The following is a 14,004-nucleotide window of genomic DNA, read 5'->3' as shown; positions in this document are numbered from 1 at the left end:
ATGCGCGCGGGCGATTATCCCGTATAGGCAGCAACCGCCACCAGTGGGAAAAGCGGCGTCGCAAACGAAAACGGAGCCTTTCGGCTCCGTCGTGGCTCGCGGCTACTGCGCCAGCTTCTTGTACTTCACCCTGTGGGGCTGAGCGGCCGCGTCGCCGAGGCGTTTCTTGCGATCGGCCTCGTACTCGGTGTAGTTGCCTTCGAAGAAGGTCACGTTGGAGTCGTCTTCGTAGGCCAGGATGTGCGTGGCGATGCGGTCGAGGAACCACCGATCGTGGGAAATCACGATGGCCGCGCCAGGGAAGTCCAGCAGCGCTTCCTCGAGGGCCCGCAGAGTCTCGATGTCGAGGTCGTTGGACGGTTCGTCGAGCAGCAGCACGTTGCCGCCCTGCTTGAGGGTCAGGGCCATGTGCAGCCGCCCGCGCTCACCGCCGGAGAGGTCCTTGACGAACTTCTGCTGGTCGGCGCCCTTGAAGTTGAACCGCCCTACGTAGCCACGCGACGGCACTTCGTAGCTGCCGACCTTGATCATGTCGAAGCCGTCGGACACCTGTTCCCAGACGGTCTTGTTGCCTTCGAGCATATCGCGGCTCTGATCGACGCTGGCGATCTGCACGGTGTCGCCGATCTCGATGCTGCCGGAATCGGGCTGCTCCTTGCCGGTGATCATGCGGAACAGGGTCGACTTGCCCGCGCCGTTGCCGCCGATCACGCCGACGATCGCGCCCTTCGGCACGCTGAAGCTGAGATTGTCGATCAGCACGCGATCGCCGTAGCCCTTGGTCACGCCGTGGAACTCGATGACCTTGTCGCCCAGGCGCGGACCGGCGGGGATGTAGATTTCATTGGTTTCACTACGCTTCTGGAATTCCTGGGACTGCATTTCCTCGAATCGCTGCAGGCGCGCCTTGGACTTGGCCTGACGCGCCTTGGCGCCCTGGCGCACCCATTCCAGTTCGGCCTTCATCGCTTTCGCGTGGGAGGCCTCCTGCTTGGCTTCCTGGGCCAGGCGGGCGGACTTCGATTCCAGCCAGCCGGAGTAGTTGCCTTCGTAGGGGATGCCATGGCCGCGGTCGAGCTCGAGGATCCAGCCGGCAACGTTGTCGAGGAAGTAGCGATCGTGGGTGATCGCCACCACGGTGCCGGGGAAGTCGTGGAGGAAGTGCTCCAACCAGGCCACCGAATCGGCGTCCAGGTGGTTGGTCGGTTCGTCGAGCAGGAGCATGTCCGGCGCCGACAGCAGCAGACGGCACAGCGCCACGCGGCGCTTCTCGCCACCCGACAGGTGTTCGATGGTGGCGTCCCACGGCGGCAGGCGCAGCGCGTCGGCGGCGACTTCCAGCTGGCGCTCCAGGTTATGGCCGTCGGAGGCCTGCAGGATGGCTTCCAGCTTGGCCTGCTCGGCGGCCAGCGCGTCGAAGTCGGCATCCGGCTCGGCATAGGCGGCGTAGACCTCGTCCAGCCGCGCCTGGGCGTTCTTGATCTCACCCACGGCCTCCTCGACGATGTCACGAACGGTCTTCGTCGGGTCAAGCTGCGGCTCCTGCGGCAGATAACCTACCTTGATGCCGGGCATCGGCCGGGCCTCGCCGTCAATCTCGGTGTCGACGCCGGCCATGATCCGCAGCAGGGTCGACTTGCCCGCGCCGTTGAGGCCAAGCACGCCGATCTTGGCGCCGGGGAAGAAGGACAGCGAGATGTCCTTGAGGATTTCGCGCTTCGGGGGAACGACCTTGCTCACCCGGTGCATGCTGTAAACGTACTGAGCCATGACGGACCTTGGACTGGAAGAGGATTCGATGAGGGCGGGAGCCCTGGGGCGAAGCAGGGAGGCTTCGCCGAGGAACATTTTGCAGGCTGGCCTAACCTAACGATGAAGCCCTTGCCGGACCTTCGATGAAAGCCGCCGAACAGGCGCCAGCCTCACCCCCGCGCGTGCCGGCAAAGCTACCGGAACACGCGGGCAAGGGCAAACCACGCTCGTCGGCCATACTGGCAGTTTGCCTTCTTTCCGGGCATGCTAGCCGCCCGCGCCAGCCCGCCTTTTTTCCGGGAGACGCCGGTTCTCTATAGTGTTGATTTTGCAGGAATAGCCGGTGTTGAAGCTGCCCTCATCCCTCCCGCATGCCGTCGACGGCGCTCGGCGAGGTTCGGTCAAAGGCATTCTGGTCGCGTTGGTGCTGGTGGTTCTGAGCCTGCTGCTCTGGCAGTTGCGCCAGGAGTTCCAGCAAGGCCAGGCCAGTGAGCGGCAGCGCAGCCTGGAATCGGGCATCCAGCTCGCCGACCACCTCGCCGCCAGCATGGACCTCAAGGCCCACGCCGCGCTCGCGCTGCTGCACCAGCGTGGGCCCGCGCCGCTCTCCCGGCTCGGCGGTCCCGGCCTGCTCGGCGACCTGCAACGCATCTATCCGTCCCTGCGCAGCCTCGCCTGGCTGGACGAGCAGGGCCGACTGCTGGAAGACACCGAGGGCGAGTCGGGCGATATCGCCGCTTTGCCTGCCCTGCTACGCCGCGCCGGGGATGATCCTTTCCACTACCTGTATGCCGAAACCGAGGGTGGCACCGTCTACCTCGTGCTGCGCCAGAGCGCGGACGACCAGCCGCACGGGCACTGGCTGTTGCGCCTGAGCGGCGACTCGATGCACCGCTGGCTGCTGCAGCAGAACGCCCACGGCTGGCTGCTGGAGGACAAGGTAGAGCAACGCGCCATCGCCCGCCGATCACGGAACGCCAACCCGGACCCGCGAATCGCGCCGCTCAGCGCCGAAGAACGCTCGCTGAGCATCCGCGTGCTCCCGTTGCCGGGCAGCGACTGGCAACTGCGGGTGCTCTTCGATGTCGCCGAGGCCCGCGCGGCACAGTGGCCGGCGCTCTCCGGCAAGCTCCTGCTGTTCCTCGTCTGCAGCCTTCTGGTGCTCGGCGCGCTGGTCGGCCTGCTGCGTGAACAGCGTGCGCTGCGCGAACTCAACGATGCCTCGCGCCGCTCGTTGCGGCAGGCCGCCAGCGCCTTGCGCACCATCGAGGAACGCGTCCTGCTGACCCATGCCGACGGTCGCGTCAGCTACCTCAACCCGCAGGCCGAGGACCTCTTCGGCCTCAGCGACGAGGAAGCCCAGGGGCTGCATATCCTCGACCTGCTGCCCGGTCTCGACCCGCTGCTGATCAACGTCGCCGACATGCACCGCGACCTCGGCACCGACCTGGTGGAACTGGCGCAACACGGCGAGACGCGCCTGTTCGCGGTGACCCGCAGCGAGCTGAGCGAGGGCGAGCGGCACCAGGGCTTCGTCTGGGTGATGCGCGACGTCACCGAAGAGCAGCAGAGCATGCGCGTGCTGCAGGAAACCCGGCGCCGCTACCAGGACATCTTCGAGGGCACCGGCATCGCCCTCTGCGTCCTCGACCTGGCCGGCCTGCCGCCGTTCCTGCGCAACCAGGGCATCGTCGACGCCGAGTCGCTGCAGGCCTGGATTCAGGCCAACCCGCAGCGTCACGCCGAACTGGTGGCACAGATGCGCATCACCGAAGCGAACCAGGTGGCGCTGCAGCTGGTGGGCGTGAACAGCATCGAAAGCGCCTGGCAGCACCTGCTCGGGGATTCGCCACTGCACGCCGAAGGCCTGCGCTTCCAGCTGATCGCCGCGCTGCTCGAGGGACAACGGCGGCTCGAGATGGAAGCCCGCATCCTCACGCCCGCGGGGGACGAGCGCCATCTGTGGATGGTGCTGCGCCTGCCGGAGCAGGAACAGGACTACCACGCCGTCACCCTGAGCGTCAGCGACATCACCAGCCGCAAGCGGGTCGAACTGTCGCTGATCGAGCGCGAGCGGTTCTGGTCGGAGGTGGTGCGCGCGGCGCCGGACATGCTCTACGTGCACGACATGCTCAGCCGCGAGGTGGTCTACAGCAACCACAGCCTCGGCCTCAAGCTCGGCTACAGCAAACCGGAACTGCGCGCCATGGGCCAGCACTTCTGGGAGCAGATCCTGCATCCCGACGACAGCGACTACTACTGGCGCATCCGCGCCCTGCAGCAGGTCGTCGGGCAGAACCAGTTGCTCGAATCGCAGCTGCGCTGGCGCCATCGCAATGGCCGCTGGCACTGGTTCAGCATCCGCGAACAGGCGCTCTCGCGGACGCCCGACGGCCGCGTGAAGCACCTGATCGGCGTCGCCAAGGACATCACCGAGCAGATCGAGGCCAGCGAATCGCTGCGCGACAGCGAGCGCCGCTACCGCCTGCTGGCGGAGAGCATCAGCGACGTGATCTTCACCACCGACGACGACCTGCGGCTCAACTACCTGAGCCCGTCGGTGCGCGAGCTGCTCGGCTACGACAGCGACTGGATCATGCGCAACGGCATGGGCAGCCTGATCGCCAATCCGGCGCAGCTGGGCGGCTTCGAGGCCCTGCTCGACCGCATCCGCGAGGCGCAACGTAATCCGCTGCTGATGATCGAGCTGCGCAACGAACACCAGATGCAGATGTTCGTTCTCGACTGCCTGCGCGCCGACGGCCGCAAGATCACCGTGGAACTGCGCGCGATGCCGATGTGGGACGAGCACGGGCGCTTCGAGGGCATGCTCGGCATCGTCCGCGACATCAGCCCGCAACGCCGCGCGGAGAAGGAACTGCGCATGGCGGCGACGGTGTTCGAGCACTCGACCGCGGCGATCCTGGTCACCGACCCGGCCGGCTACATCGTCCAGGTCAACGAAGCCTTCAGCCGCATCAGCGGCTACGCCAGCGCCCAGGTGCTCGACCAGTTGCCGAACCTGCTCACCGCAGAAAGCCAGCAGAGCGGGCACATGCAGTACATCCTCGCCCAGCTCAACCAGCACGGCAGCTGGGAAGGCGAGGTCTGGCTCAAGCGCCACAACGGCGAGAACTACCCGGCCTGGGTGGGCATCACCGCGGTCCACGACGACGAGAAGGACCTGGTCAGCTACGTTTGCTTCTTCAGCGACATGAGCGAGCGCAAGGCCAGCGAGCAGCGCATCCACCGCCTGGCCTACTACGATCCGCTGACCCACCTGCCCAACCGCACGCTGTTCCAGGACCGCCTGTACACCGCGCTGCAGTCCGCGGAACGGCGCGAGGACTGGGTGGTGCTGATGTTCCTCGACCTGGACCGCTTCAAGCCGATCAACGACTCCCTCGGCCATGCCGCCGGCGACCGCATGCTCCAGGAAGTGGCGCTGCGCCTGGCCGCCTGCGGCGACGACTCGGACACCGTGGCGCGCATGGGCGGCGACGAGTTCACCCTGTTGCTGCGTGCCCAGGATTGCCGCGAAAGCGCGCTGAAACGGGCGATCCACGTGGGCGAGCAGATCCTCGCCAGCCTTTCCCGGCCGTTCATCCTCGAAGGCCGCGAGTTCTTCGTCACCGCCAGCATCGGCATCGCCCTCAGCCCGCAGGACGGCGAGGAACTGAGCCAGTTGATGAAGAACGCCGACACCGCGATGTATCACGCCAAGGAGCGCGGCAAGAACAACTTCCAGTTCTACCAGGCCGAGATGAACGCCAGCGCCCTGGAGCGCCTGGAGCTGGAAAGCGACCTGCGCCATGCGCTGGAGCAGGGCCAGTTCGTCCTCCACTACCAGCCGCAGCTGTCCGGCGACGGCAAGCGCCTGACCGGTGCCGAGGCTCTGCTGCGCTGGGAGCACCCTACCCGCGGGCTGGTGCCGCCGAACGACTTCGTCCCGGTGCTGGAGGAAATCGGCCTGGTGGTGCCGGTCGGCGACTGGGTGCTGAAGGAAGCCTGTCGCCAGCTCAAGGCCTGGCACCAGGCGCGCGTGCGCCTGCCGAAGATTTCCGTGAACCTTTCCGCGCGGCAGTTCTCCGACGGCCAGCTCGGTGAGCGCATCGCCTGCATCCTCAAGGACAGCGGCGTACCGGCCGCCTGCCTGGAACTGGAGCTGACCGAGAGCATCCTGATGCGCGACGTCGCCGAGACCATGCAGATCCTCGACAACCTCAAGCGCCTCGGCCTGTGCATCGCGGTGGATGATTTCGGCACCGGCTACTCCTCGCTGAACTACCTCAAGCAGTTCCCCATCGACGTGCTGAAGATCGATCGCAGCTTCGTCGACGGCCTGCCGGAGGGCGAACAGGACGCGCAGATCGCCCGCGCGATCATCGCCATGGCCCACAGCCTCAACCTCTCGGTGATCGCCGAGGGCGTCGAGACCCAGGCGCAGCTGGATTTCCTTCGCCAGCACGGCTGCGACGAGGTGCAGGGCTACCTGTTCGGCCGACCGATGCCGGCCGCCCAGTTCGAGTCGATGTTCAGCGGCGCGGCGCTCTTCGTGCTCAGCTGAAGCCCGCCGCAGACGGCCGCGGCACGGCCGTCGCGGCATTCGTCGCGCGCGGATGAACCCCGCTCGTCCAGCGCATGACGCCGCCTCATGTGTCAGCCCGCGCTGCTTCAGGTAGAATTCGCGCCTCTCCACCACCTCCCAGACGATCCAGGGGATTGCCATGTTCAGCCGAGATTTGACCCTTGCCCGCTTCGATGCCGAGCTTTTCGCCGCCATGGAGCAGGAAGCCCAGCGCCAGGAAGACCACATCGAGCTGATCGCCTCGGAGAACTACACCAGCCCGGCGGTGATGGAAGCGCAGGGTTCGGTGCTGACCAACAAATACGCCGAAGGCTATCCGGGCAAGCGTTACTACGGTGGTTGCGAACACGTCGACGTGGTCGAGCAGATCGCCATCGACCGCGCCAAGGAACTGTTCGGCGCCGACTACGCCAACGTCCAGCCGCACGCCGGCTCGCAGGCCAACTCGGCCGTTTACCTGGCGCTGCTCTCGGCAGGTGACACCATCCTCGGCATGAGCCTGGCCCACGGCGGTCACCTCACCCACGGCGCCTCCGTGTCCTCTTCCGGCAAGCTGTACAACGCTGTGCAGTACGGCATCGACGGCAACGGCCTGATCGACTACGACGAAGTCGAGCGCCTGGCCCTCGAGCACAAGCCGAAGATGATCGTCGCCGGCTTCTCCGCCTACTCGCAGGTGCTGGACTTCCCGCGCTTCCGCGAAATCGCCGACAAGGTCGGTGCCTACCTGTTCGTCGACATGGCCCACGTGGCCGGTCTGGTCGCCGCCGGCGTCTACCCGAACCCGGTGCCGTTCGCCGACGTGGTCACCACCACCACCCACAAGACCCTGCGCGGCCCGCGCGGCGGCCTGATCCTCGCCAAGGCCAATGCCGAGATCGAGAAGAAGCTCAACTCTGCCGTATTCCCCGGCGCCCAGGGCGGCCCGCTGGAGCACGTGATCGCGGCCAAGGCGGTGTGCTTCAAGGAAGCTCTGCAGCCTGAGTTCAAGGCTTACCAGCAGCAGGTGGTGAAAAACGCCCAGGCGATGGCCGAAGTGTTCATCGAGCGCGGCTTCGACGTGGTTTCCGGCGGCACCCAGAACCACCTGTTCCTGCTCTCGCTGATCAAGCAGGACATCACCGGCAAGGACGCGGACGCCGCCCTCGGCCGCGCCCACATCACCGTGAACAAGAACTCGGTACCCAACGATCCGCGCTCGCCCTTCGTCACCTCCGGCCTGCGCATCGGCACCCCGGCCGTGACCACCCGGGGTTTCGTCGAAGCCGACTGCCGAGAGCTGGCCGGCTGGATCTGCGACCTGCTGGGCAACCTCGGTGATGAAGGCATCGAAGCCAGCGTGCGCGAGAAGGTCAAGGCGATCTGCGCGCGCCTGCCGGTCTACGGCAAATAGTCTCTTCACTCGCGATAGAAGAGCCCGGCCGATGCCGGGCTTTTTCTTGCCCGCCGTTCAGGTAAGCGCGCTGGAGGCGACGCCCAGGCCACGCGGCACGTGGCGTTGCCCGGAGCACGGCAATTGCGGGGCGTGATATGATGCTGCGCTGTTTTGTCGCGCCCCTCACCCCCGGTGGCCAAACAGAACCCGCTGATCGACAGGCGTGCAGCCCGATCCAGCAAACAGAATGTCACTCAAGCAGCAGATTCCAACGACGAACAACAAGTCAGCGCGGAGAGACAGGAAGTTGGAGGCAAGGCGAATGCCCACCTCCATATGTCCATGTCCAGTCGATGCGGCCATGTCCGCGCAGACCATCGTGAGCGAGCGAGGCTGATGCCCGTCAGGCTGGCGTGGATGCTCGTTCACTATGGGAATCTGAAGATGTTCAAGAAACTCAATCCTGCCCTGCTTGGCCTTGCGATCGCCATGGGCACCCCGTCCGCATTCGCCGAAGAGGCGAAGAAGGTCGATGTCCTGCTCATCGGCGGCGGCATCATGAGCTCCACCCTGGGCATCTGGCTCAACGAACTGGAACCGGGCTGGACCATGGAAATGGTCGAGCGTCTGGACGGCGTCGCCGAGGAAAGCTCGAACGGCTGGAACAACGCCGGCACCGGCCACTCGGCCCTCGCCGAGCTGAACTACACCCCCCGAAGACAAGAACGGCAAGATCGACATCTCCAAGGCGATCGAGATCAACGAGTCGTTCCAGGTCTCGCGCCAGTTCTGGTCCTGGCAGGTTCGCCAGGGCGTGCTGAAGAATCCGCGCTCTTTCATCAACTCCACCCCGCACATGAGCTTCGTCTGGGGCGATGACAACATCGCCTTCCTGAAGAAGCGCTACGAGGCGCTGCAAGCCAGCCCGCTGTTCAGCGGCATGCAGTACTCCGAGGACCCGGCGCAGATCAGGCAGTGGGTTCCGCTGATGATGGAAGGCCGCGACCCGACGCAGAAGATCGCCGCGACCTGGACGCCGATCGGCACCGACATGAACTTCGGCGAAATCACCCGCCAGTTCGTCGCCAACCTCCAGAGCAAGGAGAACTTCTCGCTTAAGCTGTCCAGCGAAGTCGAGGACATCACGCGCAACCAGGACGGCTCCTGGCGCGTGACCTACAAGAACCTGAAGGACAACAGCGAGACGCAGACCGACGCCAAGTTCGTCTTCATCGGCGCCGGTGGTGGCGCGCTGCACCTGCTGCAGAAGTCCGGCATTCCGGAAGCGCGCGAATACGGCGCCTTCCCGGTCGGCGGCTCGTTCCTGGTCACCGAGAACCCCTCCATCGCCCAGCAGCACCTGGCCAAGGCCTATGGCAAGGCGTCGGTCGGCGCACCGCCGATGTCGGTTCCGCACCTGGACACCCGCGTACTCGACGGCAAGCGCGTGATCCTGTTCGGGCCCTTCGCCACCTTCTCCACCAAGTTCCTCAAGCAGGGTTCCTACCTTGACCTGCTGACCAGCACCAACACCCACAACGTCTGGCCGATGACCAAGGTCGGCATCGCCGAGTACCCGCTGGTCGAGTACCTCGCCGGTCAGCTGATGCTGTCGGACGACGACCGCATGGCCGCCCTGCGCGAGTACTTCCCCAACGCGAAGAAGGAAGACTGGCGTCTGTGGCAAGCCGGCCAGCGCGTGCAGATCATCAAGCGCGATGCCGAGAAAGGCGGCGTGCTGAAGCTCGGCACCGAGATCGTCGCCTCCGAAGACCGCAGCATCGCCGGCTTGCTGGGCGCCTCGCCGGGCGCGTCGACCGCCGCGCCGATCATGCTGGGCGTGCTGGAGAAGGTGTTCAAGGACAAGGTCGCCACGCCCGCGTGGCAAGCCAAGATCCGGCAGATCGTGCCGAGCTACGGCACCCGGCTCAACGACAGCCCGGATCGCGTGGCCGAGGAATGGAACTACACCGCGGGTGTCCTGCAGCTGACCACGCCGCCGCCGGTCAACAAGGCCAGCGTTGCGCCGACTCCGAGCGGAGACGAGGCGCCGCGCAAGGAAGACGCGGCGAGCGACATGGCACTCTGATCGCCAGCTCGTTCGGCTGAAACAGACAGGCTCCCTCGGGAGCCTGTTTTTTTATGCGCCGAGTTCGGCGAACCCCTGGCGAATCGCGTCTTCCGGCAGGTTGTCGCCGATAAACACGATCACGCTCTCGCGCTTTTCGTCGGCGCCCCACTCGCTGTCGAAGTCGAAGCCGTACAGACGCAGCACGCCCTGGAACACCATCCGGCGGTCTTCGTCGGCAATGTCCAGCACGCCCTTGTAGCGCAGCAGCGAGTTGCCGTGGGTCTCCAGCAGGCGCTCCATGAAAGCGCTGAGCCGGTCGATGTCCAGCGCCCGGTCGCTCCTGAGCACCAGCGTGGCGATGCGATCCGGCGTCGCGTCGGCGGGCGCCAGTGGGCGCAGGCTCAACGACGGGCCGATGTCGGCGTTGAGGTTGAAGCCGCGGATGTCCAGCAACTCGGCGAGATCGATGCGGCCATGCTCGACCACGCGGATCGGCGCGCGGCGGTTGATCCGCTGCAGCCGCTGCTCCAGCGCCTCGACCGCGGCGGCATCCACCAGGTCGGTCTTGCTCAGCAGGATGCGGTCGGCGAACCCGACCTGGGCCTGGGCGATGGTTTCCTGCAGGTGGCGCGCGGCGTTGGCGGCGTCCACCAGGGTGACGATTCCGTCGAGCACGTAGCGCTCGCACAGCTCGTCGCCGGCGAAGAAGGTCTGCGCCACCGGTGCCGGGTCGGCCAGGCCGGTGCATTCGATCACCAACCGGTCGAACGCCAGTTCGCCGCTGTCGAGCTTGTCCAGCAGTAGATAGAGCGCCTTCTCCAGCTCGACATGGATCGAACAGCAGACGCAGCCGTTGGCCAGCGTCATCACCTGCACCGGCTCGCTGCCGAGCAACTGGCTGTCGATCGGCGTGTCGCTGTACTCGTTCTCGATCACCGCCAGCTTGAGGCCGTGCTCGGCGTCCAGCATGTGGCGCAACAGGGTGGTCTTGCCGGCACCGAGAAAACCGCTGAGTACGGTCACCGGGATGGGAAAGGAGGTAGGTATGGATGACATCGGATCGTCCTGCGGAGGGTGGATCACGCCTTCTCGATCCACCGAGCGATTTGCCGGAGGAGGAACGAGGCGCCGGCTACGCGCCCCGATCCACCCTGAAAAAGAACGCGCCACGACGAGGCGTGGCGCGCGGATACATCTGAATCGCCGGGCGCGCCAGGCACGCGGCCTGGCGCGGCGGGCTCAGCAGCAGCGGATGGGTCGCCCCTTGCCGCCGCCGTAGCGTGCCTCCTGGCGTTCCCGGAAGAACGCCTCGTAGCTCATCACCGGCAGATCGGGGTGCTTGCTGCCCATGTGCGCGACGTAGGTGTCGTAGTCGGGCATGCCGACCAGCATCCGGGCGGCCTGTCCGAGGTATTTCCCCATACGACTCAGGTCATTGAACATGGGCGTCTCCTCAAGCGTCCGGGATCGGCTGGAACGGAGCCTCGCGGTCGCTGCGCTCGGGCTTGACCCAGGCGGCGCGGCCCACCTTGATCGCGTAGAACAGCACGCTGAGCACGACGAACAGGAACAGCACGGTCAGGGTCGCGTTGGTGTAGGCGTTGAAGATCACGTGCTGCATCTGCGTGATGTCCTTGGCTGGCGCGATGACCTGGCCGGCGTCCAGCGCGGTCTGGTACTTCTTCGCCAGGGCCAGGAAACCGATGGCCGGGTTCGGGTCGAGCAGCTTGATTAGACCGGCGGTGGTGGTGCAGATCAGCAGCCACAAGGCCGGGAGCATAGGTACCCAGGCGTACCGCTGGCGCTTCATCTTGATCAGGACCACGGTGCCGAGCATCAGCGCGATACCGGCGAGCATCTGGTTGGAGATGCCGAACAGCGGCCACAGGGTGTTGATGCCGCCCAGCGGATCGATCACGCCCTGATACAGCAGCCAGCCCCACATCGCCACGCAACCTGCGGTGGCGATGACGTTGGCGGCCCAGGACTCGGTGCGTTTCAGCGCCGGCACGAAGTTGCCCAGCAGGTCCTGCAGCATGAAGCGCCCGGCACGGGTGCCGGCATCCACCGCGGTGAGGATGAACAGCGCCTCGAAGAGGATCGCGAAGTGGTACCAGAACGCCATGGTGTTCTCGCCCGGCAGCACGCTGTGGAGAATCTGCGCGATCCCCACGGCCAGGGTCGGCGCACCGCCGGCGCGGGCCAGGATGGTGTTCTCGCCGATGTCGTGGGCGACCGCCTGCAAGGCTTCCGGGGTGATGGCGAAGCCCCAGCTGCTGACCGTCGCGGCAACCGCCTGAACGTCACCGCCGACCACGGCCGCGGGGCTGTTCATGGCGAAGTACACGCCCGGTTCGATCACCGAGGCGGCGACCATCGCCATGATGGCGACGAAGGACTCCATCAGCATGCCGCCGTAACCGATGTAGCGGGCGTGGGATTCGTTGGCCAGCAGCTTCGGCGTGGTGCCCGAAGAGATCAGCGCATGGAAGCCGGACACCGCGCCGCAGGCGATGGTGATGAAGAGGAACGGGAACAGGGTGCCCTTCCACACCGGGCCGGTGCCGTCGGTGAACTGGGTCAGCGCGGGCATTTTCAGCTCGGGCATGACCACCAGGATGCCGATGGCCAGCGCGAAGATGGTGCCGATCTTGAGGAAGGTGGACAGGTAGTCGCGCGGTGCGAGGATCAGCCAGACCGGCAGCACCGCGGCGACGAAACCATAGCCGATCAGCATCCAGGTGATCTGCACGCCGGTGAAGGTGAAGTGCGGCGCCCATTCGGGGCTGGCGGCAATCTGCCCGCCAAGCCAGATCGAGCCAAGCAGCAGGATCACGCCGACCACCGAGATCTCACCGATGCGGCCCGGACGGATGTAGCGCATATAGAGGCCCATGAGCATCGCGATCGGGATGGTCGCCATCACGGTGAACATGCCCCACGGGCTTTCGGCCAGCGCTTTCACCACGATGAGCGAGAGCACGGCGAGGATGATGATCATGATCAGGAAGCAGCCGAACAGCGCGATGGTGCCGGGCACCTGGCCCATTTCCTCGCGCACCATCTCGCCCAGCGAGCGGCCGTTACGACGGGTGGAAATGAACAGCACCATGAAGTCCTGCACCGCGCCGGCGAGGACCACGCCGGCGATCAGCCAGAGCGTGCCGGGCAGGTAGCCCATCTGCGCCGCGAGCACCGGGCCGACCAGCGGGCCGGCGCCGGCGATGGCGGCGAAATGGTGACCGAAGAGGATGTGCTTGTTGGTCGGAACGTAGTCCAGACCGTCGTTGTTGAGCACCGCCGGCGTCGCGCGGGTCGGGTCCAGCTGCATCACACGATTGGCGATGAACAGGCTGTAGTAGCGGTAGGCGACCAGATAGAGGGCGACCGCCGCCACGACTATCCACAAGGCATTGATGGCTTCACCGCGGCGCAGGGCCACGACACCAAGGGCACACGCGCCCACCACGGCCAGCACTGCCCAGGGCAGATGGCGCAGGAGGCTATTGTTATTGTTCATGAGGGACTCCCAACGAGAGAACTGACGACTGCCGCAACAGTCTAGACCCGGCCCGAACAAATCCCTATTCGACCAAATCGCTACGCGCGGCAGCATGATCCTGGCTGTCGCTCGCGCCTGTTGCCAGTAAGCGAAACGACGGGCCGAAGTGTTGCCGGCCTGGGCGCGGAGCACAAGCCTTTCCGATGATCCGCGAGCCCCGCCCTTGAGCCACCGCGAGGTCCATTCGGATGGAAGGCACGCGGCACCGTTCACACCCGCGATCGACCGGCCGCGCAGGTTGCCCGCAGGGTCGCTATAGTGTGGAAAACCGAGGAGTCCGAGATGACTAGCGATAACAACGAACGTCGGCGTTTCCAGCGCATCGCATTCGACGCCGTGACCGAGATTGCCCAGGGCGATCAGCGCTGGGTGGGCGCATTACAGGACGTGTCCCTGCATGGGCTGCTGATAAAGCAGCCGGCTCATTGGTCAGGCGATCCGGAACAGCCGTTCCGCGCGCTGATCGACCTGGGTGGCGATATCCAGGTGCACATGGAAATGCGCCTGGCCCGAGAACAGGGCGGTTATCTGGGATTCATCTGCCAGCACATCGACCTCGACTCCATCAGCCACCTGCGCCGGCTGGTCGAACTGAACCTCGGCGACGAAGCCTTGCTCGAGCGCGAACTGGCGGCTCTGGGCGGGGTGTAAGGCCG

Annotated in this window: 7 protein-coding genes and 1 pseudogene; 4 read left to right on the top strand and 4 right to left on the bottom strand. The window is 65.8% G+C overall.

Going from position 1 to position 14,004, the window contains the following annotated elements:
* Positions 1-102 precede the first annotated feature (102 nt).
* Positions 103-1,770: an energy-dependent translational throttle protein EttA gene (gene ettA, locus B2X67_RS16455; protein WP_282344202.1), complete on the bottom strand. Its 1,668-nt coding sequence runs from the start codon at positions 1,768-1,770 to the stop codon at positions 103-105.
* A gap of 328 nt (positions 1,771-2,098) precedes the next feature.
* Between ettA and B2X67_RS16450 the strand changes: the two genes are divergently transcribed.
* The 3 genes and pseudogenes from B2X67_RS16450 (at position 2,099) to mqo (ending at position 9,804) form a co-directional block, all read left to right on the top strand.
* Entirely contained in the window at positions 2,099-6,319 is a 4,221-nt protein-coding gene (locus B2X67_RS16450) for a bifunctional diguanylate cyclase/phosphodiesterase (RefSeq protein WP_376747719.1), read from the top strand.
* Between the two features lie 160 nt (positions 6,320-6,479).
* Positions 6,480-7,733, top strand: coding sequence for a serine hydroxymethyltransferase (gene glyA / locus B2X67_RS16445; RefSeq protein WP_286786142.1), 1,254 nt, complete (start codon positions 6,480-6,482; stop codon positions 7,731-7,733).
* A gap of 426 nt (positions 7,734-8,159) precedes the next feature.
* Positions 8,160-9,804, top strand: a pseudogene (gene mqo / locus B2X67_RS16440) (malate dehydrogenase (quinone)).
* Positions 9,805-9,855: 51 nt separating this feature from the next.
* Here mqo and yjiA read toward each other — a convergent pair.
* From yjiA to B2X67_RS16425, 3 genes are all read right to left on the bottom strand, one after another.
* Entirely contained in the window at positions 9,856-10,842 is a 987-nt protein-coding gene (gene yjiA / locus B2X67_RS16435) for a GTPase (protein ID WP_286786141.1), read from the bottom strand.
* A 183-nt stretch (positions 10,843-11,025) separates the two neighbouring features.
* Positions 11,026-11,229 carry a YbdD/YjiX family protein gene (locus tag B2X67_RS16430; RefSeq protein WP_090226186.1) on the bottom strand — a complete coding sequence of 68 codons (204 nt, stop codon included), beginning with the start codon at positions 11,227-11,229 and terminating at the stop codon, positions 11,026-11,028.
* Positions 11,230-11,239: 10 nt separating this feature from the next.
* Positions 11,240-13,306 carry a carbon starvation CstA family protein gene (locus B2X67_RS16425; RefSeq protein WP_282343893.1) on the bottom strand — a complete coding sequence of 689 codons (2,067 nt, stop codon included), beginning with the start codon at positions 13,304-13,306 and terminating at the stop codon, positions 11,240-11,242.
* A 324-nt stretch (positions 13,307-13,630) separates the two neighbouring features.
* Here B2X67_RS16425 and B2X67_RS16420 point away from each other — a divergent pair, with 324 nt between their 5' ends.
* A complete protein-coding gene (locus tag B2X67_RS16420) occupies positions 13,631-13,999 on the top strand; it encodes a PilZ domain-containing protein (RefSeq protein WP_282343895.1) in 369 nt (122 codons plus the stop codon).
* The last annotated feature ends 5 nt before the right edge of the window (positions 14,000-14,004 follow it).

The organism is Pseudomonas sp. UBA3153, from assembly GCF_002364635.1.
Taxonomy (GTDB): Bacteria; Pseudomonadota; Gammaproteobacteria; order Pseudomonadales; family Pseudomonadaceae; genus Pseudomonas_O; species Pseudomonas_O kuykendallii.
The sequence above is the reverse complement of the archived record's forward strand: the minus strand, read 5'-3'. Positions and strand labels throughout refer to the sequence as shown.

Bases quoted from the DNA above. Each gene is read 5' to 3' on its own strand.
- B2X67_RS16425 (WP_282343893.1), bottom strand. From the start codon at position 13,306: ATGAACAATAACAATAGCCTCCTGCGCCATCTGCCCTGGGCAGTGCTG.
- glyA (WP_286786142.1), top strand. From the start codon at position 6,480: ATGTTCAGCCGAGATTTGACCCTTGCCCGCTTCGATGCCGAGCTTTTC.
- B2X67_RS16420 (WP_282343895.1), top strand. From the start codon at position 13,631: ATGACTAGCGATAACAACGAACGTCGGCGTTTCCAGCGCATCGCATTC.
- B2X67_RS16430 (WP_090226186.1), bottom strand. From the start codon at position 11,229: ATGTTCAATGACCTGAGTCGTATGGGGAAATACCTCGGACAGGCCGCC.
- yjiA (WP_286786141.1), bottom strand. From the start codon at position 10,842: ATGTCATCCATACCTACCTCCTTTCCCATCCCGGTGACCGTACTCAGC.
- ettA (WP_282344202.1), bottom strand. From the start codon at position 1,770: ATGGCTCAGTACGTTTACAGCATGCACCGGGTGAGCAAGGTCGTTCCC.